The 25,465-nt window shown below is 55.0% G+C and carries 16 protein-coding genes; 6 read left to right on the forward strand and 10 right to left on the reverse strand.

Annotated features, from left to right (window positions below; translation table 11 throughout):
* Nucleotides 1-175 precede the first annotated feature (175 nt).
* The 6 genes from sov to FOE74_RS21610 form a co-directional block, all read right to left on the reverse strand.
* On the reverse strand, nt 176-7,228 hold the full coding sequence (sov, locus tag FOE74_RS01030; protein ID WP_225840589.1) for a T9SS outer membrane translocon Sov/SprA: 7,053 nt from the start codon (nt 7,226-7,228) through the stop codon (nt 176-178).
* Between the two features lie 114 nt (nt 7,229-7,342).
* Nucleotides 7,343-7,936 carry a Holliday junction branch migration protein RuvA gene (ruvA, locus tag FOE74_RS01035; RefSeq protein ID WP_149096755.1) on the reverse strand — a complete coding sequence of 198 codons (594 nt, stop codon included), beginning with the start codon at nt 7,934-7,936 and terminating at the stop codon, nt 7,343-7,345.
* Between the two features lie 157 nt (nt 7,937-8,093).
* Complete coding sequence (locus FOE74_RS01040) at nt 8,094-10,364, reverse strand: NADP-dependent malic enzyme (RefSeq protein WP_188686377.1); 2,271 nt, start codon at nt 10,362-10,364, stop codon at nt 8,094-8,096.
* A gap of 214 nt (nt 10,365-10,578) precedes the next feature.
* Entirely contained in the window at nt 10,579-12,150 is a 1,572-nt protein-coding gene (locus FOE74_RS01045; RefSeq protein ID WP_149096756.1) for a lytic transglycosylase domain-containing protein, read from the reverse strand.
* A complete protein-coding gene (gatA, locus tag FOE74_RS01050; protein ID WP_149096757.1) occupies nt 12,150-13,586 on the reverse strand; it encodes an Asp-tRNA(Asn)/Glu-tRNA(Gln) amidotransferase subunit GatA in 1,437 nt (478 codons plus the stop codon). Before gatA ends, FOE74_RS01045 begins: the two co-directional genes overlap by 1 nt.
* Nucleotides 13,587-13,589: 3 nt before the next feature.
* Nucleotides 13,590-13,952 carry a Sec-independent protein translocase subunit TatA/TatB gene (locus tag FOE74_RS21610; RefSeq protein WP_149096758.1) on the reverse strand — a complete coding sequence of 121 codons (363 nt, stop codon included), beginning with the start codon at nt 13,950-13,952 and terminating at the stop codon, nt 13,590-13,592.
* A 203-nt stretch (nt 13,953-14,155) separates the two neighbouring features.
* On the opposite strand from FOE74_RS21610, the gene FOE74_RS01060 reads away from it, so the two are divergent.
* From FOE74_RS01060 to arsM, 4 genes are all read left to right on the forward strand, one after another.
* A complete protein-coding gene (locus FOE74_RS01060; RefSeq protein WP_192576576.1) occupies nt 14,156-15,301 on the forward strand; it encodes an endonuclease/exonuclease/phosphatase family protein in 1,146 nt (381 codons plus the stop codon).
* A 912-nt stretch (nt 15,302-16,213) separates the two neighbouring features.
* Nucleotides 16,214-17,704, forward strand: coding sequence for a cysteine--tRNA ligase (gene cysS / locus FOE74_RS01065; protein WP_149096760.1), 1,491 nt, complete (start codon nt 16,214-16,216; stop codon nt 17,702-17,704).
* The gene (locus tag FOE74_RS01070; protein ID WP_149096761.1) at nt 17,694-18,698 is read left to right on the forward strand and encodes a M28 family peptidase; all 1,005 of its coding nucleotides are present in this window, start codon (nt 17,694-17,696) and stop codon (nt 18,696-18,698) included. The genes cysS and FOE74_RS01070 overlap by 11 nt, the downstream gene beginning before the upstream one ends.
* 273 nt (nt 18,699-18,971) lie before the next feature.
* On the forward strand, nt 18,972-19,940 hold the full coding sequence (arsM, locus tag FOE74_RS01075; RefSeq protein WP_149096762.1) for an arsenosugar biosynthesis arsenite methyltransferase ArsM: 969 nt from the start codon (nt 18,972-18,974) through the stop codon (nt 19,938-19,940).
* 50 nt (nt 19,941-19,990) lie between these two features.
* Here the strand turns inward: arsM and FOE74_RS01080 are convergent, their stop codons facing one another.
* The gene (locus FOE74_RS01080; RefSeq protein ID WP_149096763.1) at nt 19,991-20,899 is read right to left on the reverse strand and encodes a S66 peptidase family protein; all 909 of its coding nucleotides are present in this window, start codon (nt 20,897-20,899) and stop codon (nt 19,991-19,993) included.
* Nucleotides 20,900-21,070: 171 nt separating this feature from the next.
* On the opposite strand from FOE74_RS01080, the gene FOE74_RS01085 reads away from it, so the two are divergent.
* Both FOE74_RS01085 and rlmN read left to right on the forward strand, forming a co-directional pair.
* On the forward strand, nt 21,071-21,499 hold the full coding sequence (locus FOE74_RS01085) for an acyl-CoA thioesterase (RefSeq protein ID WP_149096764.1): 429 nt from the start codon (nt 21,071-21,073) through the stop codon (nt 21,497-21,499).
* A 21-nt stretch (nt 21,500-21,520) separates the two neighbouring features.
* Complete coding sequence (gene rlmN / locus FOE74_RS01090; RefSeq protein ID WP_149096765.1) at nt 21,521-22,606, forward strand: 23S rRNA (adenine(2503)-C(2))-methyltransferase RlmN; 1,086 nt, start codon at nt 21,521-21,523, stop codon at nt 22,604-22,606.
* Nucleotides 22,607-22,702: 96 nt separating this feature from the next.
* Here the strand turns inward: rlmN and mscL are convergent, their stop codons facing one another.
* From mscL to FOE74_RS01105, 3 genes are all read right to left on the reverse strand, one after another.
* On the reverse strand, nt 22,703-23,122 hold the full coding sequence (gene mscL, locus FOE74_RS01095) for a large-conductance mechanosensitive channel protein MscL (RefSeq protein ID WP_149096766.1): 420 nt from the start codon (nt 23,120-23,122) through the stop codon (nt 22,703-22,705).
* Nucleotides 23,123-23,176: 54 nt separating this feature from the next.
* Complete coding sequence (locus FOE74_RS01100) at nt 23,177-23,674, reverse strand: RDD family protein (RefSeq protein ID WP_149096767.1); 498 nt, start codon at nt 23,672-23,674, stop codon at nt 23,177-23,179.
* An 83-nt stretch (nt 23,675-23,757) separates the two neighbouring features.
* Entirely contained in the window at nt 23,758-25,308 is a 1,551-nt protein-coding gene (locus FOE74_RS01105) for an N-acetylmuramoyl-L-alanine amidase (RefSeq protein ID WP_149096768.1), read from the reverse strand.
* Between the last annotated feature and the right edge of the window lie 157 nt (nt 25,309-25,465).

A 25,465-nucleotide genomic window follows, 5' to 3' on the forward strand; every position in this document is an offset into this window, starting at 1 on the left:
GTGCCGCAAGCCCGGAGAAGGTTTAAGGTTCGCTTTTAGAAGCGAAAGTGGTCAGAGCAAGGTTCTGCGGAAGCTTTTTCAGAGACGCGTAGTGGTACTACGAGGCGAAAAAAAGGCGAACGCAGGTTCTGGCTATGGCCACTTGCCGCCCAAAGGGCGAAAGGTAACCCTTCTCTTAATCTGATAAACTGAACCGAAGCTGCACCCCACCTTCGGTCACGGTATTGCGGAACGCGTTGGCCACCTTAGGCTCATTGATGTTCTGCGTGTAGTAGAACTGCAGGTTCAGGCGCTGGCTTACCACATAGTCAATGGTAGGCCGTATCTGCACCTGCAAGGCGCCGGCGGTGGTCAGGTTGTTCTGGTACTCGTTGCCATCGGTGTCTACCGCAATAGTGCGCTGTATGGTTTCATTGTCTCTGATGGTGAAGTCCAGGCGCATGGTCAGTTCATTCTCCAACGTCTTACGCGAGCCACCGATCCGGAACGGGATCTTGAAGTTGGTGGTGGTGTACCCCATGCCTACCACTATGTCTTTGATGGCGTTCTCCGTTACCTGGGCGTTGGTCATGTTGAGCAGGAGGTTCCGCTGGGTCTTGTACTCCAAGCGGCCGGTTAACGTGCCCTTGGTCCTGAAATTGATCCCCACCAGCGGGTTCATGCTCTCTGTGATGGCCACCTGGCTCACAATGTAGTACGGAATCACGTCACCGGTGCGGGGATCTACCTTGTCTGGGAAACCCGATGGCTTAAAGCTGTAGTCCAGTGCGGTGCTGAAGTTGGCCACCGTGTACGTAGACTGGTAGGCGTGGTTCAGGGTAAAGGAGCTGAAATACTGCTGGAAGAACGGTAAGGTGGACAGTCCGTTGTAAACCACGTTCCAGTTAGGCAGCGGAATGGCGTCAAACGGTCCCGAAGGCTTGGCTTTGTACCCGTTAGCATCTTTGCCCTGGTAGGCCCGCATGAACGCCGGAATCAAGACATCCTGTGAATTTAACTGGTACTGGCCGGGACCTCCGTTGGCCTCATTGAGGCGGCTGGCAATGGCGGCGCGGTTCCTGATGAAGGTCTCAAACGCCTCAGAGGCATTGCCGGAACCAGATTCAAACATGGTCTGCAGAGAGATAAAGGAAACGCGGTAAGAACCGGTGGTGAACGGGTTCTGCCGTTGTACCACCAACGCCGAGTCACGGCGGTAGTACACCTCATCAATCTCAGATTTGTTCATGACCCCGTCTACCGTGATAATGAAGTTCCGGAACGGTTCAATGGTAGCCCGGGCCGTAAAGTTCACAGACTTAAGTGAGCTGAGCGGTGTGTTCAGGTACTGGCTGCTGTCGGTGTACCAGTTCTCACGATCGGCACGACTGTAAAGGTCGTGGAGCGGGAACTGCCTGCCTAGCACGAAGTCCAGGCCAGGGGCCCCAAACCCATCGGCCAGACCGAAGTTCTGGGCCGTAGGCAGGAAGCCGGGCAGCAGCGTCCCTTCCGTGCGGGCATAGGTGAAGTTCAAAGATCTGGCAGACATCAAGGCCCGCAGGATCCCGTTCATGACCTGGCGTCCACCGCTTCTGGTAGAGTCTGGGGTTGCCGCCTCCCCTGGCTTCACCGACTGCTGCCGCACGCCCGGGTTAGGGGAGGCTTCGTTGGCCGCCTTCAGGAACCGCACCTTGTTGTAGAGCCGTACCAGGTCCAGCTTTCCGCCTAGGCTGGTCTCGGTGCTGTTCTCAATGGTGTTCCCTAACTGCAAGGTGTCATTCCGGCTGAGGGCGGTAGAGGCCGAAGTCCAGGTGAAACCGGCTTGGTACCGGGCATCAGCGGAAACCCAGTCAGTAAGCGGGAATTTGTCTAGCGGTAACCGGTAGGTAGCGGCCACCACCTGGTTGAAGTTGGTGTTACGGCCAAAACGGCGCAGGTTGTGCCAGATCTCGTTGTTCTTCCAGCGCAAAGAATCTATTTCCTCATTGATACGGCCGTTGGGCTCGTCTACCACCGCACGGTTGGTGGCGGTATAGTCCAGGGTGAGGCTCTTGGTCAGGTCCCACTTCACGTCATAGATACGGTTGAAGAAGAACGATTTCTGGAAAGTAGGCAGGAAACCAACGGTGTCTGGCAGGCTGTACGGCGAGGTACGGCCCTGCAGGAACGTCTCGTTGTAGCGGCGGTCCAGGTCGGCCCTTACGGAGATTCTGCTTGGCATCAGGGCAAAGTTGAATTCCTTCAACCACCGCAGGTACGGCGACTGGAACGCCTTCACCTCTGCAAAAGGGGTATAGCTTTTAGGGGAGTTGTTGTAGTTGTAGGCCACGCCCCCGTTGTAGGTCTTAGAGTAGTTCCGGTCCGTGGAGATATCAGTGTGCAGCACCTCGGTGTAGGCATAGGAGAACGAAAGGTTCTCTACGTCATAGATGCGGCTCTTGGCTTCGGGGTCGGTTTTCTCTTTCCGGACGTTGAGCAGGTTCACGCTCTTGGTAGTGGTCTGGCTCACGACTTCCTTGCGGTAATTCTCCCGCTCCGTTCCTTCCTCAAACTTCTGCAGCGAGAGATCTAATTCCGTGTCACGGTCCAGCGGATCAAAGCGCGGTTCACTCATGGTGGTTCCGTATTGCACAGACAAAGGCACTACCAGGCCTAAGCCCGAAGGTAGCAGCTTCTCGGCGGCCACGTTGGCGGTGATGTCAAACTGACCGGTGGTTTCGCGGGCTCTCTGGGCTGCTCGCTGCTGAATGCCGCCAAAGCCCACGGTGGTATAAGACCCGGTGGCGGTGATGTTGGCAAAATCAGCGAGTTTCACGTTAGCCCGGGCAGTAGCAGCCCAACCGGCGGTGCGGTCAAAGTCTGACACCCGCAGCTCATTCACCCAAAGGGTCACGGAATGGGCTGCTCTGTCTGGGGTGGCCGGGTTCTCCAGACCAATCATGAGACTTTGCACGTCACTGAAGTCGGGGTTACCCACTACTCTGAAGACCTTGCCGTCTTCCCTTACCTCGGCAAAAACCTGGTTCAGCGGGAAGCTTTGCTGGTTCCGCCGTGATTTCAGGCGCACAAACTCATCAAAGGCGATGTCAATAAAGTTCTGCTCGTTCCAGATCTGGTAGGGGTCACGGCTGCCCTGCGGCGTCATCTTCAACGGAATAGAGAACTCGTAGTAGTTCTGGGTGAAGTCAGTACCAATCCGCACGAAGGCGTTGACTTCATTGTCTCTAGTGCCGCTGGGTGACTGGGCATGCACGTACATTTTCAGGCGCTTGTAGATAAGCATGTCCTGCGACACGTTCTTGTACACGGCCTTGCTGAAAGAGTCTCTCAGGTTCTCCACGTTCAGTTGCAGCGACTGCTCATTCTGGCGGCGGTTGTTGGCCGAGGAATAATCGCGCTGGCGGGATACGCCCGGTGGCACCACATACGGAATAGTGCCCGGGTCTACCTCGCCGTTTTCCTCAATGCTGACCGTAGACACCTCAAACGCGGAGGCATCTGTGTCACAGTCACCCACGCAAGGGGCGCCGTTGGAGAGAATGGTGTTGTAGGTACGCCACTGGTTAGAGACAAACTGCATCTGCACAAAACGCAGCACCACCGGCTCAGCAAACTTAGTGGTGTACATCCGCATGAACCTGATGGACTTGAAGCCTTGCATGTTGTTCACGTTGCCGGTGGGTTTTCTCACCGGAATACGGAACTGGTACCAGCGCACCCGGTTGTTGCCGGTGTCTACTGAGTCAACGCGGTCTACAATGTAGTTGCTGCCCACGGCCAACCGATTAGGGTTCAGGTCAATGTTGTACTCATAGTATTGCTCCACGTCACTGATGACGTTGTCTTTGTTCAGGTCTTCTTTGTCTGGGAACGCATTGGACGACAGGTTGCTGTTCACCGGGGAGTTGCCTTCCATGCCATTGAAGTTCTTGTAACGGCCCAGCACCCCGGTTCTGGAAGCGTCATAAGAAGGATCTAAGTGGTGGCGGAAGTTATCAGCGGAGGGATCTGCCAAGGTGCTGTAAATACCCTGAAAGAAAGCCCGCTCATCGTTGTCGTTCAAGCCATCCAGACCAATGTCCTGGTACTGGCGCGATCCGGCTTCAGCGTCAAAAGCATCGGTGAGGAACTGGGTGCGGGTCACGCGGCCCCAAGGGGTGGTTTCTGTGTTTTGCGTGTTCCCGTCGGTGGGGAGGCCGTTCTCAAAGGCGTAGCGTTGGTCTTTGAGCAGGTCTTCAGAGATGTTACCTAAGTTGAAGACCAGCTTCCCGTTCTCATCCAGGCTGTTCTGGGCATCGGGCTTGCCCGTGATAATGCTCCGGCCGCGGTCTCCTTTGATGAAGGGGTCCATCATCCAGAACTCCAGGTACTCAATGTTGGCGTTGTCAAAGTTGTTGTCAAACGAGATCTCACGGCTGATACCGGCCCAGTTGTTTCTGGGGTCATTTTCCAGAATCTGGCCATCAGCGCTTACGCTGGGATTGTAGTTGTACTGCCCGCGTTCTCTGGGGTAATAAGCCAGGTCAAAGGTGTACTCAAAGGTATTGTTGGTCTCCGGGTCACGGTTAGGGAAGATTTCCCGCCGCTGGATACCCCGTACGTAGTGGTTCTCCAACTCTTCGCGGCTAATGTTGTTAGGGCGCAGGTTGTTGGAGGAGTAATAGATCTGGTCAATGGTGTACCAGGCCAGCTTGGCCCGGTTGTAGGCATACGCCAACCCGGTGGCCCCGTTTGCCAGGGGCGCCGGGGTAGCGGCCAGACGCCAGGCGTTGGTGTTGAAGCCTCCTAAGGAGTAAGGCGTTTTGGCGTTCTCAAAGTCATCAATGTAAGAGACGCCGTCTTCGCCCTCAAATTTGGTCTTCTGCGGAACCAGCTGGGCTACCTCGGCCCCCAGGGTAATGGAAGAGGGTTCTTTGGTTTCCAGGAACGGCAGCTTGTCGGTGAGGAGGGTGAGCAGGCGGGAATCACGGCGGTAGTTCACATCAAACCCATACACCGTGTTGTTGCTGGGCTCATCTCCTATGTTCACCCGTTGGATAAAAGGCCTTTCCCCCTGGTGCAACACCGTAGCGCCTAAGATCAGGTCATTGTCTACCCGGTAGTCAAACCGGGCGCCCATGAGGGTACGGGGCTGCACACTCAGGATGTCTGCTTTCTCATACGTCACGCGCAGGTTGCTGGCGCTGTTGAGGTAACTAGGGTTCAGGATCTTTACCCGGCCCAGATCATAGAACACCTGGTAGTCCTGGCCCTCCACCAAACGCGTTCCGCCGGAGTACACAGCCACTGAGCCTTCGGCGATTCGGATGCCGGGCAGGGTGATCTCATCTGTGCTGGAGGCTTGGTAGCGACCCTGAATGAAGAACTTGTTTTTGTGCGCGAACTGCTGGGCATCGGTCTGGATGGAGTCATAGAGCTCCTGGAAGACGTACTTGTTGATGTACTGGTCTTCCTGCCCCGGTATGAAGCGGGAGCGGAGGTAAGACCCAAACGGCTCTACCTGCGGGAAGAAGATACGCCCGCTTTCCGGGTCAATGGTGATGCCCGACAAGAAGTCAAAGTTGCCGTCACGCGGTGGGTCATTGTTCGTGTTCACGTTGTCCAGGTTGAAGACCTGGATGAGAGGAATCCCTTTTAACCGAGACTCATCCTGGAGGCTGGTCAGGTCGCCTCCGGTTGCATCATCTTTGTAGACCACGTTGAGTTGGAAGTTCTGGCGCTCAATCTGGTTCGCGTTGAGCGCGTAGACGTTCTTCATCATGAGGTCCCAGGTAGGGGTTCTGAGGCCAGGGTTGGTGGCGCGCAGCAACTTCAGGAAGATCACCTGGTCTTCGGGTACGTTCTGGTAGTCTTCCTGCAGTTCGCCCACTTTGTAGGTACGGCCGTTCAGGGTGTATTCAAACGCCACGCCCAGCACTTGTTCCGGTAACAGGGCCGCGTTCAAAGAGATATAGCCCAGCTGCGGGTTGAATTTGTACTCGTTGGGGTCCAGGCGGCGGGCACGCACATGCTCAAAATCCACGGTTTTCTGTAGGCCCAAGCCTTCCAGGAAGTTGTCTACCTGGGTGTTATTCCGGTTGGTGAGGCTTCCGTACAGGTTGTTCTGGTTGTTGCCCGCGCCTGCACCGGCCGGTTGGTTATTGCTGAAACGGGACCGGAAGGGGGCCGGCTCACCCAAGTCCATGAGGGCTACTACGTTCCGGAGGTTCTGAGTGGAGCGGTTGTCATTGGTGATGTACACTTCCAGGCGGCGCACCACAATGCCCGAGTTGACCAGCGGCAGGTTGCGCAAAGCCTGGTCATAGCGGTTGCGGAAGAATTGGGCCAGGAAGAAGTGGCGGTCCCGGTCATACTCATCTGCCCTGATCTCAAAGCGGCGGTTCTGGGCACCGTTCTGGATGTCAATGGCGTCAATGCTGCCGCGTTGGTTTGCGGCAATGGCGGTCACCGAGAGTTTGCCCAACTGTAACTGCGCCTTTAACCCGAAGAGGTTCTGGCCTCCCGAGATAAGGGAGTTGTTCAGCGGCAGGCTTACGTTTCCGGCCTCTATTTTCTGAATGATCTCCTCTGGGTAGCCGGTATACTCCAGCTTGAGGTTGTTCTCGAAGTCAAAGTTGGCTTTGGTGTCCCAGTTAGCGGAGATGCGCATCTTCTCGCCAATGCGGCCGTCAATGTTGAGGGCAATGCTCTGGTCAAACTCAAAGTCACCTATGCTCTGCTGGCGCAGCGGAATAGCCGGGTTCTCGTTTTTATTGAACAGGGCGCCAAACTTGAGGGTGGCCAGACCATTAGGCCGTATATCAATGGTGTTTCCGCCAAACAGTCGGTCAAACGTACGGCCCCCAATGTCAATGGTGGGCACCAGGCGGCGGCTGGGGGCGGCAGGGTTCTGCTCGTCCAGGGCGGCTGATTTGGTACGCCAGTAATCTCTGATGGACTTTTGCTGCTGGTAGCGCGAGTACTCCTCAAAGGTCATGGTGCTGGGGTCACGGTAATTATAACCGCCCACCTGCTCAGTGATCTCAAAGGTCTTCAGGCTGTCATCGGGCACCACGTTTACCTCCACGTTTTTGGGCAACGGCAGCAAAAGCGGCGACAAGGTGGTTCTATTGGAAAAAGGATCTCCCCGGCGGTCTTCAAAGATGAGCTTAGGACGTCTGGACGGAATGTAGCCCTGGTTCCTGGTTGTGTCTTGCGGTTCTTTTTCTGCCTCTGTGAGCGCCGCCAGCGCCGCGCTTACACCTGCCATGGATACTCCACTTGGCTCGGCCTGAGAAAGCCAAGCCATCAACGACACCAACCCTACCGCGGCTGAAAGAATGTGAGGCTTCTTTTTGTAAAACACAAATAATGGGGAAGTTACTTAAGATGACTTCAAAGCAAACTTGATCATTTCTTCTACGGTTAAGCCTGCGCCCTCCCGTTTAATGATGTTGTCTAGTGTTTTCTCGGCCACATTTTTAGCGAAGCCTAGGGTGACCAATGCAGATAACGCCTCCTCTCTGGAGGTATTGTGCGCTGCCCCAAAGGTGACGCTGACCGCATCCGGACCCAGTCCTTTCCTGAATTTGTCCCGCAGTTCCAGTATGATCCGCTGGGCCGTTTTGGCGCCAATCCCCTTTACCTGCTGAATGGTGCGCACATCTTCCCGCACAATGGCCTGCTGTACTTCCTGCACCGTGAGGGAGGAAAGAATCATAAGCCCTGTGTTTGGGCCTACCCCAGAAATAGAGATCAGGTTCAGGAACGCGCTCTTCTCAGCCAGCGTAGCAAAACCGTATAAAGTGTGGGCATCTTCTTTGATGTGTTGGTGGGTGTACAGGCGGCACCGTTCGCCTTCCGGGAGCTGCCCAAAGGTGTTCAGCGAGATCCGAAGCTCATAGCCAACCCCTCCTACGTCAATGATCACGAAGGTAGGGTCTTTCTGAGCCAGGCGGCCATCTAAATAAGCAATCATGCAACCAGCGGTGTAGGAGGTGAAATCAGAATTAAGGTAATAAAAACATTCTGTTTTTAGCCTATTTTATAGAAACAAGCTAAAAACAGAATGTCATATTTAAGATAGTGAATCGCCTATATTAGAGGAAGATACAGGCAGTACGTACTAGTACTATTTAGAGTTTTGCCTTGCACGTTTGCGCGTCTACCACTGCAATGGCCACCATGTTGATGATCTCGCGCACAGAAGAGCCTAACTGCAAGATATGCACCGGTTTACGCATGCCCATCAAGATAGGGCCAATGGCTTCGGCACCGCCGATTTCCTGCAAAAGTTTGTAGGCGATGTTACCGGCCGCCAGACCCGGGAAGATGAGGGTGTTAGCCCCCACGTTCGCCAGTTCACTGAAGGGGTAGTGCTCGCGCAGCAACTCTGGGTTCAACGCCGTGTTGGCTTGCATCTCGCCGTCAATGATGAGGTCTGGGTAGCGCTGCTTGGCTAGGCGGGTGGCCTCGCGGGTTTTGGTAGGCACCTGCCCAGAGCTGGACCCGAAGTTGGAGTACGAAAGCACCGCCATGCGGGGCTCGCGGTCAAAGAAGCGCACGTAACGCGCCGTCAAACCAATGATGTCTACCAGTTCCTCTGCGCTTGGCTGCAAATTCACAGTGGTATCTGCGAAGAAATAAGGCTCTTTCTTGTTCTGGATGATGTACATGCCCGCCACCTTGTTCACGCCTTCCTCCACGCCAATCACGTGTAGGGCGGGCAGAATGGTAGAGGAGTACTCACGGGTAAGACCAGAGATGAGGGCATCGGCTTCGCCGGTTTCTACCATCATACAGCCAAAGTAGTTCCGGTTACGCACCAGCTTGCGGCAGTCAAACAGGGTAAGGCCTTTGCGCTTGCGCTTCTCATACAGCAGGTGCGCGAATTTCTCGCACTTGGCATCCTCTTCGCGCGGGTCAACGATCACGCTGCCGGTCAGGTCCATGTTGAACTCCGCGATCATCTCCTCAATGCGCGCCCGCTCACCTAGTAATACAGGGTACGCCAGTTTTTGCTCCAGTACCGTCTGGGCCGCTTTCAGGATCTTGTAATGGTCAGCTTCGGCGAAGACCACTGTTTTAGGGTTCTGCCGGGCCTGGGTAATCACGCGGTTCATCAGTTTCTGGTCAATTCCAATGCGCGCCTGCAGCTCCTGGTGGTAACGGTCCCAGTTCTGGATAGGGTACCGCGCCACGCCAGAGTCCATGGCCGCTTTGGCCACCGCCGGGCTGATGGTGGTGATCAAACGGGGGTCTAGGGGTTTCGGGATCAGGTAGGTGCGGCCGAAAGCGATGGAATTGTCGCCGTAGGCTTTGTGCACGATGTCCGGCACGCCTTCTTTCGCTAACTCTGCCAGGGCATACACGGCGGCCAGTTTCATGGCTTCGTTGATCTCAGTGGCGCGCACGTCCAGGGCTCCCCGGAAAATGTAAGGGAAACCCAGCACGTTGTTCACCTGGTTAGGATGGTCTGAGCGGCCGGTGGCCATGATCAGGTCTGGGCGGGTAGCCATGGCGGTGTCATAGGCGATCTCCGGGTCTGGGTTGGCCAGCGCGAAGATGATGGGGTCTTTTGCCATCAGTTTCACCAATTCAGGCGCTAAAACGTTGCCGGCGCTCAGGCCCACAAACACATCGGCGCCCTCCATGGCCTCGGCCAGGGTGGTGATTTTGCGCATGGTCACAAACTGGGCGCGGTAGATGTCCAGGTCGTTGCGCTCTGGGCTGATGATGCCGTCTTTGTCAAACATGACAATGTTGTCAATCTTCACACCCAGTTCCAGGTAGAGTTTGGTACAGGCAATGGCGGCGGCCCCGGCGCCGTTTACCACCATCTTGATCTTGTCAATGTCTTTGCCCACCACTTCCAGGGCGTTCAACAAGGCGGCGCTGGAGATGATGGCCGTGCCGTGCTGGTCATCGTGCATGAGCGGGATGTTCATCTGCTCCCGCAGGGCGTTCTCTATCTTGAAGCTCTCAGGGGCTTTGATGTCTTCCAGGTTGATGCCGCCAAACGTAGGCTCCAAAGACTTTACGATCTGGATGAATTTGTCGGGGTCGGTTTCATCAATCTCGATGTCAAACACGTCAATTCCGGCGAATTTCTTGAAAAGCACGCCTTTTCCCTCCATGACCGGTTTAGAGGCCTCTGGCCCAATGTTGCCCAGGCCCAGAACGGCGGTTCCGTTGGTGATCACGCCCACCAGGTTGCCTTTGGCGGTGTATTTATACACATCATCTTTGTTGGCGGCGATTTCCTTGCAAGGTTCTGCCACCCCCGGTGAGTACGCCAAGGCTAAGTCCATCTGGGTGCTGACCATTTTGGTAGGCACCACCTCTATCTTGCCGGGTTGCCCCTGGCTATGGTAATTTAGCGCGTCTTCCTTGTTGATTTTAATCATGTTCCTTCAATTGTGTGTAGTAGTCTATGTGCCCTGCCCAACTAACGCGTGCCGGGTAGGGAGTAATTCAAAGTAGTGCAAATTTAACAGGTTCACCAAAGGAGTGCTTTGGTTTCTGTCTTCTTGTTTAGGCCCTGTTTCCGCCAAAACGCCCGAAAAACAAAAAGCATCCCGGGCCTAAACCAGAGATGCCATTTGTACGGTAAGCCCGCTATCAACCCACAATGAGCTTCATGCCAGGTTTTAATTCGTCGCCTTTCAGCTTGTTTGCTTTTCTCAGTTGCTCCACGCTCACGTTGTTGTAGCGTTTAGAGATGTTCCAGAGGGTGTCACCGGGCTGCACATGGTGTACCGTCTGCAGCTTGGGAGCCTCGGGTTTCTTGGCGGGTGCTTTTTTAGACGTCACGGCCACGCTGGCCGCATTCTCTTTGGGCATGCCTTCCGCGTCAGGGCCGGCGTGTTTGCCAGCCGGGGTACCCAGGTCTTCCGCTGAGGCCAGCAAAGTGGTCTCTGTTTTGGCGGCTTCTTTGGAATTGGCGCCGGAAACGCTGCTTTCGGGCTTGAACAGAACCAGCTTCTGGTTGGCAACCAGCATATTGCCCTTGATCTTGTTCCAGGCTTTGAGTTGTTCCACCGTCACGTTCTGCTCCTTGGCAATCTTAGAAAGGTTGTCGTTGGGGCGTACGTGGTAGAAAGATTTGGTGCTGCTGTCTGGTAAAGCCGGTTCAGCCTTGGCCAGGATGGTGGCGGGCACTTCCTGTAAGGCAGGTAGTTTGGTTCTGGCCGGGGCTCTGTAAGGCGCCACGTAGCGGGCAGAATCCAGAATGGCCATGCGGTTATCGGCCAGGAAAGGGCGCACATCAGCCGGAATGCGCAGCGGGAAATTTGAGACGTTCTCTGGAATGTGCTTCAGTTTCAGCGCCGGATTCAGGTTCACGATGTGATCCTCGGGCAGGTTGAGTTGCTTGGCCAGCAGTTTCAGGTCCAGCGGCTGACTGATGAGGAGGGTGTCTACGGCAATGGGCATCTGTACCTTGGCCGGGTACAGGTTATGGTCCTCGGCGTGGTTCAGGGCGTAGACCAGGGCCGTGAAAGAAGGTACGTAGGCCCGCGTTTCCTTAGGCAGATACGGATAGATTTCCCAGAACGTCTTCTTGCCGCCCGACCGGGTAATGGCTTTTCTTACGTTGCCCGGACCGCAGTTATAGGCGGCCAGCGCCATCTCCCAGCTGCCGAACATGCGGTACAGTTGTTTCAGGAACTTGCAGGCGGCCTCGGTTGATTTCTCGGGGTCCATGCGCTCGTCCAGGTAATGGTTCTGCACCAACCTGAAATCATTGGCCGTAGGGGTCATGAACTGCCACAGCCCCACGGCCTTGGCCGAGGAAACGGCCTTGGGCAGTAACGCAGATTCCACCACCGCCAGATACTTCAGCTCATCTGGCATGCCGTGTTTGGCCAGATATTGCTCAAACATAGGGAAGTACAGCGGCTTGCGCTCCAGCACGCGTCGGGTGTATTTCCGGTTCCGGATGGTGAAATAGTCAATCAACCCTCTTACCTGCTTGTTGAACTCCAGCGGAATCTCCTGTTCCAGACAGCTGAGGCGGTCCTGGATGAGTTCATCGGTTTCCACCGGAATGAACTCCACAGAGTCAACGAGCACCTTGGTAGTGTCTTTTACTTGCACGACTGGAAGATCCAGAACCGTAGTTTGCCGGGCCTGCACCGCAGTGCCCAAGCCTAATGTAAGTAGAAGGCCAGTAAGAAGGGTAGTTTTATGCATTAGGCAGTTACTTGTGGTTGATGGTTCATCAGGAGTTTAGAGAAAGCGAACAGTTGCTCTTCCCCAAATGCTTTGGTCATCACTTGCACCCCAATGGGCAGCCCTGCGGCGTCATTGCCAATTGGTAACGAAATAGCCGGAATGCCTGCCAGGTTCGCCTGTACCGTGTAGATGTCTTCCAGGTACATGGCCAGCGGGTCTTTGGTGTTTTCCCCTATCTTGAAAGCGGTGGTAGGGGTAGTGGGTAGGATCAGGAAATCGTATTGGCTCAGGAGCTCGTCGGTTTTCTCTTTGATCAGGCGGCGTACCTGCTGCGCTTTGGTGTAATACGCGTCATAGTAATCCGCTGAAAGCACAAAGGTGCCCAGGATGATGCGGCGCTGTACTTCTTTGCCGAAGCCTTCAGAACGGGTTTTCTTGTACATAGAGGCCAGGTCCGTGGCGTTCTCACTCCGGAAACCGTATTTCACCCCGTCGTATCGGCCCAGGTTGGAGCTGGCTTCGGCGGTGGTGAGAATGTAGTAGGTAGGCACAATGTAGTCCAGGAAGTGGAATTCCACGGGCTCCACCGTATGGCCGTCGGCCTGTAGCTGGTCCAGCACGCCTTGCACGGCGTTTTTCACCTCCGCGTTCAATCCTGGGCTCTCAAAAGAATCCCGGATGAACCCGATGCGGGCGGGGCGGTCAAAGGAAAGGTTCTGGCTGTAGGCGGGTACGGGGCGCTGGCTCACGGTGGCGTCAAATTCATCGGCGCCCGCCATTACTTCCAGCAGCAGGGCCGCGTCTTCCACGCTCTGCGTGATCACGCCAATCTGGTCAAAAGAGGAAGCGTACGCGATAAGGCCGTAGCGCGAGATGCGCGAATAGGTGGGTTTCATGCCTACCACGCCGCAGTAGGCAGCAGGCTGGCGTACAGAACCCCCGGTGTCTGAACCGATAGAAGCCAGGCAAAGGTCGGCTTGTACGGCTACCGCAGAACCGCCCGAAGAACCGCCCGGCACGCGGGAGTTGTCTACTTCGTTCAGGGCCGGGCCAAAGGAGGAGTTCTCGTTGGAACCGCCCATGGCGAATTCGTCGCAGTTCTGGCGGCCAATGATGATGGCGTCCTCTGCGAGCAGGCGCTGCACGGCGGTGGCGGTGTAAAGGGATTTGAAACCGTTCAGGATCTGGCTGGAGGCCTGGAGCGTGTGGCCCTCATAGGCCAGCACGTCTTTGATGCCAATCACCATTCCGGCCAGTTTGCCGGCGGTCCCGGCTTGTAATTTGGCATCCACTTTTTCGGCTTGCCGAAGGGCTTCCTCTTCAAACACTTCCAGAAACGCGTTCAGATGGCGTTTGGCATTGATGTTTTGCAGGTACCGCTCCACTAGTTGACGGCAAGAGAGCGAGCCTCGGCCTATCTCCTCGCGGATAGCGTCAAGGGATGTATAACGCATGTATTAAACGTTGGGGTTGTTGGGCGTTGGGTTAGGGTTACCAGGTGCGTTGGTATAAGGCGTACCATCATTGTTGTAACCTGGGGTAGGGTTGTTATAACCTTGGTTCTGGTTGTTATAGCCTGGGCCGGGGTTATAAGAATTGTTTCTGTTCTGGTTATTGGAATACCGGTCATCATTGGCCGAGTTCTCAATATCGTTCTTGATCTCCTTGGTGGCGTCTTTGAACTCCCGGATCCCTTTCCCTAAGCCACGGGCCAGGTCTGGAATACGCTTGGCGCCAAATAGCAACAGAACAATCACCAATAAAGCGATAATTTCGCCGGTTCCTAAGTTGCCGATGAATAATAAGCTGGATAACAACATAGCTGTACTAAATAAGGTGTTAAGGATGTAAAATTAGGGTATAATTTTCAATTACAAGGCACGCCAGGTCAAGTTTAAAACGGAAGGGCCGGCCGCCTATTTCAAATGGCGCGGTTTATTTCAAGGGTTCCTGGTGCGCCTGCGTTCCTGAAGATACCCATTCAAGAGCCAGGACCTACGTTTTTTTACCAGCTTGCGGTTTTTTGCGTACGTTTACTTCGGCGTTTAAATTTTTCTCTGTGCTCCGGAAGCTTCTTTCTTTTCTTACGTCTTTGTCTACGTTGTGGCTTTTGCTGGGGGTGGCGTGCCAGTACGTGCCGCCCCATGTGTTCTGGCCCGCCGGTTTTATTGCCATGTCGTTGCCGGGTGCCCTGGTACTCAATGCGGTGCTGTTGGTGCTGTGGGTTTGGCAGCGTCCTTTGTGGGCATTCTGGCCGGCCCTGCTCATTTTCCTTTTCTGGGGGCAGTATACCCGCTACCTTACCTACAACACCTCAGAAGCCAGCCTGGCCCCGGCAGAGGCGCAAATCAAGGTATTGAGCTACAACGTGCGGGTCTTCAATGTGTACCAGCACCTGCATGCGGCAGACCCCAGCGTGCCAGAGAAGGAAATGCAATGGGTGGCCGAGCACCCCGCAGACATTCTCTGCCTCCAGGAGTTCTACCATGACAAAACCGAGAACACCTACAACAGCCGCAAACGCATTGGCAAGCAGCAAGACCGCGAGATTTACGTAGGCAAGGCCCTCACCAACGACATTGGCGCCGAGTTTGGGCTGGCTATTTTCTCTAAGTTCCCCATCATAGACAAGGGCACCGTCACGTTTGACCGACCTACTAAAAACCAGGTCATTTTCGTAGACGTGAAACTTCCTTCCAAAGACACGCTGCGGGTGTACAACATGCACCTGGAGTCAATGGCCATTGAGGAGAAAGAGGTAGCCGCCGCCGTGCAGAGCGAGGCCGGGCTCAAGACCAGTGGCCGTAACATTGCCCGCCGGCTGAAAGGAGGCTTTATTGCCCGCAGCCACCAGGTGGAGCGCCTGTTGGAGCACATTCAGGCCAGCCGCCACCCGGTGCTGCTCTGCGGCGACCTCAATGACCTGCCCAGTTCCTACACCTATCACCAGCTGCGGCGCTCTCTCCAGAACGGCTTTGAGGAAGGCGGCAACGGGTTCGGGTTTACCTACAACGGCCGGCTGCCCATCAGGATAGACAACCAGTTCTTCAGTGACCGCCTCAAACTGCTCCAGTTTGACGTCCTGAACCAAATCCAGTTCACCGACCATTTCCCCTTGGAAGCTACTTATGAACTGAAGACTGCCACTGCCGCCCAGGAGGGAGATTAAGCGTTTAACTCCTCTTTTGTTGAAAATGGGCTGATAACAGGGTTGGTGGAAGACAGTCGTAGGTCTGAAGACACTACGAGGTCTCTTTTGTTGATGGGTAATCCGAATCCTCGGCCTGTCCCCTGACAGGATGGAAGGAATGCGGCTCAGCCAGCCACTAGGGAAGTTTGGCTTGTGAGGGGATAGGCGTTTGGGGAAAGAGTAATCGGAGAGTGTAAACATCCCCTTCGCTCCCTTCAAAGGGGGAGTATCTGGAATGTGTGGGAGCAATAGAAAGGAGATAGATAATAGAGGATAGATAGCAATGCGTAAGGAGACAAGGCGGTGCCGTTGTCTCTACAGGGTTCTCCCTGCTATTTAGACTACTTTCCCCTGTTCCAGTCTTTCCCGAGCGCGCCTCGCTTTTGGCCCTGGATAGACGATTACTAATAGGAACAGACATTTCAGGCCGAAAGGGCAGTGCGAGAGGGGAAGACGGGGCCTCGCGGCCGTGAGCGCACGAAGGGCAGCCATGGAACAACCCAGCATAAGGGCCTCGCTGAATCCACCCGCTACGCCAGCAACGGCAAAAGGCGTGCATAGAACAGCCCCATGTGAAACAAGCGGCTGGGAGACGCAGTTTTGGTTGTTGGTGAGAACACCAACAACGGCGAACAAGGGAGCATAAGGGCCTGTGCCAATACTCGCCACTACGCCAGCAACGGCAAAAGGCATGCACGAATTCTGTCAGCAACGGCATAAGGCCTGCACAAAAGGCCTGCACCGTCAGAAGTCTTCCGTTTCAAACCTCCTTTCCAGAAAGTAACCCCAAAACCACCAACTCCCTTAAGGCAAAACAAAAGAAAAGGCTGCTAAACACCACTAACGCCGTACCCTTACCACAAGTACCAGTAAGTTTTATAATTTTGCCCCATGAACCACCCATTGTCTTTATATAATACCCTCACCCGGACCAAGCAACCCTTCACCCCCCTGGAAAGCCCGCTCGTGGGCTTGTATGTCTGCGGGCCCACCGTCTACGGACATGCCCACCTGGGTCATGCCCGGCCCTACATCACCTTTGACGTGCTGCGCCGCTACATGCAGTACCTGGGCTACAAAGTGCGCTACGTGCGCAATATAACTGATGTAGGCCACCTGCAGAACGACGCCGATGACGGGGAAGACAAGATTGAGAAATACGCCAAGGCCCACCAGCTGGAGCCCATGGAAGTGGTGCAGCAGTACACCAACAGCTTCCACCTGGACATGGCCTCGCTGAACATCCTGCCCCCCGATATTGAGCCGCGGGCCTCGGGGCACATCATTGAGCAGATTGAGATGATCCAGGAGATCCTGGACAACGGCCTGGCCTATGAATCGAATGGATCGGTGTACTTTGACGTGCCGGCCTATAACAAAGACCACCGTTACGGCAAACTGTCTGGGCGGGTCATTGAGGATTTGCTCAACAACACCCGTGAATTGGACGGGCAGGAGGAAAAACGCTCGCCGCTGGACTTTGCGCTGTGGAAGAAAGCCTCGGCCAGCCACATCATGCGGTGGAACTCGCCGTGGTCAGAAGGGTTTCCAGGCTGGCACCTGGAGTGCTCGGCCATGAGCCGGAAATACCTGGGGAAACAGTTTGACATCCACGGCGGCGGATTGGACCTCATGTTCCCGCACCATGAGTGCGAGATCGCGCAGAGCCAGGCCAGTCATAACCACACAGACGCGGCCCGTTTCTGGATGCACAACAACCTGATCACCATCAACGGCAAGAAGATGGGCAAGTCGCTGAACAATTTTATCACGCTGGGCGAGTTGTTTACGGGAAGCCATGAGGTGCTGCAGCAGGCGTATTCGCCCATGACGGTGCGTTTCTTCATCCTGCAGGCGCATTACCGCAGCACGCTTGACTTCAGCAACGAAGGCTTGCAGGCGGCCCGCAAAGGCTACCTGAAGGTGATGAATGGCCTGCGCATTCTGGATCAGCTGCAGTACCCGACCGGGACTGCCGCCGTAGACGCCAAAGCCGACGAGGAGATCCAGAAACTGACTTCTGAACTGTTCGTTCCCTTGAACGATGACCTGAACACCGCCAAATCCATTGCCGCGCTGTTCAACCTGCTCAAGAAGATCAACAGCATGCACACCGGCGGCTTTAAGCTGGAAATCCTCTCTGAGGAGACGTTTGAGCAGATGCGCCAGCAGTACCGCACCCTGGCGCTGGACGTGCTGGGCCTGAAGATAGAACAGACAACTGATGCCCTCACGTTGTTAGAGGTAGTACTGGGATTTTACAAAGAAGCGAAGGAAACCAAAGACTACGCCAAGGTAGACGCCATCAGGGCGCAGCTGAAAGGACAGGGCATTGTGATAAAAGACATGAAAAGCGGTATTGACTGGGCTTATGAAGAATAACACGAAAGTGCTGGCGCTGGGCTTGCTCCTGGCCGCCAGCCTTCCCGCCTGCGAGAAAAAGTCTACGACTGAAACCGCTACCGCTGAAGAACCGGCGGCTGCGGCGGTGAACGTGCCAGCCTTCAACGCAGACTCAGCCTATCAGTTTGTGGCCCGGCAGGTGGCTTTCGGGCCAAGAGTGCCCAATACGCCCGCGCACCGCGCCTGCGGCGATTACCTCATCAAAACCCTGACCGGCTTCGGTGCCACCATGCAGATACAGGCCTTTACGGCCGAAGCCTATGACGGCACCAACCTGGATTTGCGCAACATCATGGCGCAGTACAACCCTAAGGCCAGCAAGCGCATTCTGCTCGCGGCCCACTGGGACACCCGCCACGTAGCCGACAAAGACACGCAGAACCCTACCAAACCCATACAAGGCGCCAACGACGGGGCCAGCGGGGTAGGGGTGCTGCTGGAGATTGCCCGGCAACTGCAGGCCAATCCGCTAACCGGAGACGTGGGGGTAGACCTCATGCTCTTTGACGGCGAAGATTACGGCCAACCAGAGAATGCCGGCGAATACAAGGAAGACACTTGGTGCCTGGGCTCCCAGTACTGGTCTAAGAACCTGCTGCCCCAGGGCTATACCGCCAGCTACGGCATTCTCCTGGACATGGTAGGAGCCAAGGGCTCGCGTTTTGCGCAGGAAGAAACCAGCCGCACCTATGCCGGAGATGTAGTGGAGAAAGTCTGGCGCACCGCGCATCAGATTGGGTACTCAGATTATTTCCCTTTCCAGGACAGCCCCGGCATCACTGATGACCACACCTACGTCATCCAGCACGCCAACATCAGAATGGCTGACATCATTGCCTATTACCCCGCCAGCCCAGACGGCTTCTTTGGGCCGTTCCACCACCGGCACACTGATACCATGGACATCATTGACCGGAACACCCTCAAAGCCGTAGGCCAGACGGTCTTGCATGTGGTCATGACCGAAAAGTAACCGCCGTTTACAGACAAGCTATTTCAGAGCCGTTTTTAGGGAAGACCCTGAAAACGGCTCTTTTTTTTCCGGAATTGGCAAAATACCTGAAACAATGGCAAACCGAATTGGTTGTACAATCCGTAGATGGTCGGTCTACGGGAAAGGGGCCTAGCTATGGTGGGGAAAGGGAGAAGTCCCTACAGAAGCGTCTTCTGTGTTTGAGGTACGGTACCCCATCTGGTGCCTTGGTTTTATCTCGAGTTAAAAAGTGAATTCCAAATCAACTGTTCTATGTCTTACCTGAACGCTACGCAAGACCTTTACCGGAACGCCGCCCTTACCCCAGACGTGGGCCTTTGCTGCACCACCACACCTGTCTGGCAATTGCCCGGGTTGTCTATCCCTAAAAGAATGCAGGAAATGAACTACGGGTGCGGCAGCACGGTATACCCCCGTGACTTAGCCAACAACCCTACTATTCTGTACGTGGGGGTTGGCGGAGGCATGGAACTGTTGCAGTTCTCGTACTTCAACCGGCAAGCCGGCGGCACCATTGGGGTAGACGTGGTAGATGAGATGCTCAGCGCCAGCGAAGAGAATTTTAAGACCGCGGAAACGCAGAACCCTTGGTTTAAAGCAGACTTTGTGGATTTGCGCCACGGCGATGCCCTGGATTTACCCGTGGAGAGCGAAAGCGTGGACGTGGCGGCCCAGAACTGCCTCTTCAACATCTTCAAGCAGGAAGACCTGAAACTGGCCCTGAGTGAAATGTACCGGGTTCTGAAACCACACGGCCGCCTGGTGCTCTCTGACCCTATCTGTGACGGCGGCATGCCCCAGAACCTGAGAGAAGACGAGCAGCTCCGCGCCTTGTGCCTAAGCGGAGCCCTATCGCTGGAAGAATATTTGAAAGCTTTGACAGACGAAGGTTTCGGTACCATTGAGGTACGCGCCCGCAGGCCCTACCGGGTACTCTCGCCGGCGCAATACGCTATCCAAGAGGTGATCTTCATTGAAAGCGTGGAGGTGTGCGCCATCAAAGATCCCATGCCCGCCGACGGCCCCTGTGTGTTCACCGGCAAAACCGCCATTTACTATGGCCCTCACCCATATTTTGATGACCAGAACGGCCACGTGCTCCTAAACAACCAGCCGCTGGCCGTGTGTGATAAAACCGCCGCAGCGCTGGCTTCCTTGGGCAAGGAAGACTTGCTTATCACGCCGTCTACTTTTTTCTATGACGGGGGCGGGTGCTGCTAAAGGCAGTGATCGTTAGAACTGCTTTGCGGGGCTGTTTTTAGGAAATCAGCTTAAAAGTAGCTGTTGGTGTAGGCCAAGCTAACACCGTCCACTCCCACGCGCAGCGTGGCTTCGCGGCCCACGGCCATGGCGAAGTTGCGGTCTACGTGCCCTACCGGAAAGTCAAAGCAGATGGGGTAGCCGTAGCCGCCGCAGTGTTCCAGGATGATCTGCGGCACATCCCTCCCGAACGGCACTTGCGTATCATTCATATCAGAGAACTGGCCCACTACCAGGCCCGCCAACTGTTGCAGTTTTCCCAACCGGCGCAGGTGCACCAGCACGCGGTCAACATTGTAGTAATACTCGCCCACGTCTTCCAGGAACAGAATCTTGCCCGAATAATCCACGTCAGAAGCGGTACCGGAAATGGTGTCTAAGAGAATGAGGTTGCCGCCAACCAATTGCCCAGTGCCCTCGCCCATTATGTTGTGGGGATTGGCCGGAACAGCGTAAGACAGCGGTTCCTGGAACAAGAGCCGGCGCAGAGTCTCGTCGGCCTCCGCGGTTTCGGGCTTGCCCATGAGCAGGGGCATGGTGCCGTGCACGCTGGGCAGGCCCAGCGTGTGCAGGTGGCAGAGCAGGGCCGTCACGTCACTGAACCCGATGATCCACTTGGGGTTTTGCTGCAAACCGCTGAAGTCGAGCTGATCTAGAATGCGGGTAGTGCCGTAGCCGCCCCTCGCAGAGAAAATGGCTTTGATCTGAGGGTTGTCCAGCATCTGCTGGAAATCGGTTTTCCGCAGTTCATCAGGCCCTCCGAAATAGCCGTCTTCGGCCCCTATGCTTTGGCCCAGCACCACGCTCAGTCCCCAGGCTTCTAATAAGTTGATGCCCTCCTGAATGTCTTCTAAACTGACTTTTCGGGCCAGGCAAACAATGCCAACGGTGTCTCCTTGCTGTAGGGCGGGTACGGTCACAGGGAATGGGGTTTAAAATACAGGCTTCCAAAGTAGGCAATTTTCCTGACTGCTGCCTATTTCAAGGTTGTTTTTGAGAAATCAGCCTTGAAACGCTTTCGGTTTCTAGGTATACCTTATCTTCATTTCCTGATTCCTAATTCCCCATTCCTAATTCTTAATTGATAAAAAGTGGCCCGCATCAAAATAGACCTCCCTGCGCATTTTTCTTACCAGACCGAACTACCCATCCGGATCACTGATCTCAATTATGGCGGCCATTTAGGCAATGATGCCCTGTTGAGCTTGTTGCACGAGGCGCGGGTGCAGTTCCTGAAACAGCACGGTTATTCAGAATTGGATGTGGCCGGAGCCGGGGTCATCATGTCAGACGTGGGCATTGTGTACAAAGGCGAAGGCTTCTACGGCGATGTGCTCACGGTGCAGGTGCAGGCCACGGAGTTCAGCAAGTACGGCTTTGACCTGGTGTACCTGCTGTTGAACCAAAACGGCAAAGAGATAGCCCAGGCCAAGACCGGCATGCTCTGTTTTGATTACCAGCAGCGCAAGTTGAGAACGATTCCGGCAGAAGCCCGGGAGCGTCTGGAAACTAAAGCGTAAGATATTTTGTACCTTTGTGGTATGAGTATCCCATTGATCCAAGATATAGAGATCCTGAACAAGCAGGACATAAGAAAGCTTTCCCTGGACCAGCTTAAGGCATGGATGGTGGAGCAGGGCGAAAAGCCCTTCCGCGCCAAGCAGGTCTATGAGTGGATTTGGAAGCTGACGGCCACCTCGTTCTCAGAAATGAACAACATCGCCTTGCCGCTGCGCGAGAAAATGGAGCGCTTCTTCACCATTAACACGGTAGAAGTGAACACCAGCCAGCTGAGCGAGGACTATACCATCAAATCCACGTTCCGGCTCTATGACGGCAACATCGTGGAAGGCGTGCTCATTCCGCACCCCAAGCGCATGACCGCCTGCGTTTCCAGCCAGGTAGGCTGCTCGCTGACCTGCTCTTTCTGCGCCACGGGCAAAATGGACCGCATCAGGAACCTGAACGCCGATGAGATCTATGACCAGGTGGTGCGCATCAAAGAGCAGACCGAGAACAACTACAACCGTCCGTTGACCAACATTGTGTACATGGGCATGGGCGAACCGCTCCTGAACTACGCCAACGTGATGAAGAGCATTGAGCGTATCACCGCGCCTGACGGTTTGAACATGGCCGCCCGCCGCATCACGGTGAGCACCGCCGGCATTGCCAAGATGATCAAGAAAATGGCCGATGACGGCATCAAAGCCAACTTGGCCCTTTCGCTGCACGCCGCCAACGACGTGAAGCGCAACGAGATCATGCCCATCAACGAGACCAACTCCCTGGAGGCCCTGAAAGAGGCGCTGGTGTACTACCACAATAAGTCTGGCCGGAAGGTGACCTATGAATACATCCTGCTGAGCCACTTCAACGACAACATAGAGGATGCCCAGGAACTGCTGCAGTTCTCCAAGCTCATCCCCTGCAAGGTGAACATCATTGAGTACAACCCTATTGGTGACGGCATGTTCCAGAAGTCAGAAGACGACCGCCTGGAGCCGTTCATGCGCTACTTGGCAGACCGGGGCGTGCAGGTGAACGTGCGCCGCAGCCGCGGCAAGGACATTGACGCCGCCTGCGGGCAGCTGGCTCTCAAAGACAAGAAGGAAGAAGAAGCGTAAGCCGACCATGGCTTTATAAAACAGAAAGGGCCCCGCATTGAGCGGGGCCCTTTCTGTTTTAGGGTTGTTTGTAGAAAGATGGCCTTTAAACAGAGATTACATGGGTTTAGTCCTGATGGCGTCTCTGATCTCGGTGAGCAGTACCTCTTCTTTGGTAGGCGCGGGCGGAATATCGGGCGAAGCCGCCTTTTTGCGCTTGAGCGTGTTCATGAGTTTCACTACCATGAAAATGGCGATGGCAATGATGATGAAGTCCACCAGAGACTGAATGAAGTTTCCGTAGTTCAGGGTAACGTCTGTCAATTTGCCGTCTGCCCCCATCACCCCTTGCCGCAACATCAGCTTCAGGTCTTTGAAATCAACCCCGCCCACCAGGAGGCCCAAAGGAGGCATGAGAATGTCTTCTACAAATGAGGTGACAATCTTACCGAAGGCGGCGCCAATCACAATACCCACGGCAAGGTCTACCACATTGCCCCGCATGGCAAATTCTTTGAATTCTTTGGTCACGGACATGGTATGAGGGAGTTAGGGTTGAACAAATTGACAGAAAGCGGCAAAGAGTACGGCTTAGTGCGTTTTAACTACCAGCGTGCTGGCGATTTTATCATGTAACCCCTGCTTGCGCGAAGAGAAAGCCACCATAATATAGCCAATGAACATGACCGCGGTAGAAAGGTAAGAGGCCAGGGAGCGGCCCAAAGAACGCATGAATGAAATACGGTGGCCATGTTCATCGGTCACTTTCAGGTTCAGGGCTTTCTTGCCCAAGGTGGCCTGCCAAGAAGAGCTTTCCAGAATGGCTTTGTAGAGCACGCTCAACATCATGGAAGCCAGAATAAAGGTGCCCATGCCGGCAAACATCATGGCTGGGTTTTCCGCAAGTTCTTCCTGGTTCAGCACCACACTGCCCATGAACAGCATCTGCAGCACGAAGTTGGGGATCATAAGGGCGAAGCTGTCAATGATTAACGCTGCCACCCGTATCCAGAAGCCGGCATACTCTACTCTATGAGAGGTTTCGTAAATGTCAGAGAAAAAAGAATCTGGGGTAGAGGTGTTTTCCATAAAGGTTTGTGGGTTAGGGTTTAGTGTGTACTAAATATAGTTTTTATTCTACATAAGACAATACGCTATCCCCTTGAAATCAATTATTTCCGTTTTCTGGTCTCCTTCAAAAAGCGTTCTACCCCTTTCCTGATCTGTTTGGCCATGTCTTCCTGAAACTGCGGGTTAATCAAGCGTTGCTCATCCTCGGGGTTAGAGGCGAAGGCGGTTTCCACCAGCGCGTTGGGGAACTCGGTGGGGGCATTCAGCGCGAAGTTGAACCCGCCAATGTTCCCGAATTCCTTCAGATCCAGCTTGAGCACCTCTTCATACAGCGCCTGTGAGAGGGGCCGGAACGCCAGGTGGCGGTAATAGGTGCTGGTGCCTTTTACCTCAGGCCGTCCCGCTGAATTCACGTGGATGCTCACCAGAAGGTCTGGCAGGGTTTTCTTGAGCATGCGTACGCGTTCAGAGGTGTCAAACGTAGAATCGGTTGTGCGGGTCATGAGCACGGTGGCGCCTTTTTTCTGCAGTTCTTTCTGGAGCAACAGCGAGATCTTCAGGGTGATGTCTTTCTCCGGGATTCCGGTTTTACCGGTGGCGCCGGTGCTGGTGCCGCCGTGGCCCGCGTCTATGGCAATGGTCAGGTGCTTGAGTTTCAGTTTGGGGGGCTGCCGTTTCACTTTCACCACCAAAGAGGTGCCCTGGTAGCCCACGCTGTACCCCCAGGCCTGCGGATGTTTCAGGTCAATGATGACGCGGTACACATCTGAGGCGATTTGCTGGTACTGCACGTTCTTTACCTCGCGCAGGGTGCGGTGCAGGGTCATCCAGTTAGTGTTGGAGACGGCACCGTAGATGTCCACAATGATGCGGGCCGGGTCTACGTCCATGTACGAGGTGTAGGGCAGGCGCTGGCCCACCGCCACCCGCACGTAGTCGTATTTGCCCCGGGCACTGTCACCGCTCACGCTCCAGGAACTGGTGAGGCTTTCGCCGGTATACGTGCTGGGGGTCGCTTCCAGGCGCACCTGCTGCACCGGTATGTAGGCGTTCAGCGTGTTAGACAACCTGATGCGGTAATCGCGGCCCACTTTGCCGTTTATCTGCACCCGCACCAGCGAATCCAGGAAGCCCATCTTGGCGCCGCCCAGACGGTCTTCGCCCAGGCCGTAGTTCATGTACGCGTTCTTGCTTTGGGTAAAGCCATACAGGGCTTGGGCGGGGTTCAGGAGGGTGACCTTGCTGCTGGTACTGAAGACGGTATAAGGGTACACATCAGTGGTGTCATCTACCAAAACCGGCACGTTCAGGTTGGCCAGTTTGTCGCCGGGTTGAATGACATAGTTGCCTACGTACAGGCCAGCCTGGCCCTTGTTCTGCGCCGCGGGAAGTTCCTGCAGTGGGTGCTGGTTCCAGAGACTCACTTTCAGGCCGGTTCTGGCTTTGACCCGCACCTGCAGCCGGTCGCCGGGCTGGAGCCAGAGCTCAGCATCTGGTTGGGTGCGCACGTATTCCACCTGCAGCGAATCCACGGCGGCGGGCGTAATGGGTTTGGTGGGCTTAGTGACGGGAGTTGATTTTGCCGGCACTGTCTGGGCCACGGCCAACTGCCCGAAGAGGCAGCTAAAGAGGAGGGAGAGAAAGAATTTCATAGAGAAAAATGGTCTGACCGGCAATATACCGCTTCTACTATATGGTTACCAATCTTCCGCTGCTGCTTTGTGGGTTTTCAGCCGGTTTTCAGAAAAAGCCTAGAAAACAGAAACCGGAATTCCCTCTCCCCCGGGGAGAGGGCTAGGGTGAGGGGCA

Origin of the sequence: Rufibacter glacialis, assembly GCF_008271745.1 — a bacterium.
Classification (GTDB): Bacteria; Bacteroidota; Bacteroidia; order Cytophagales; family Hymenobacteraceae; genus Nibribacter; species Nibribacter glacialis.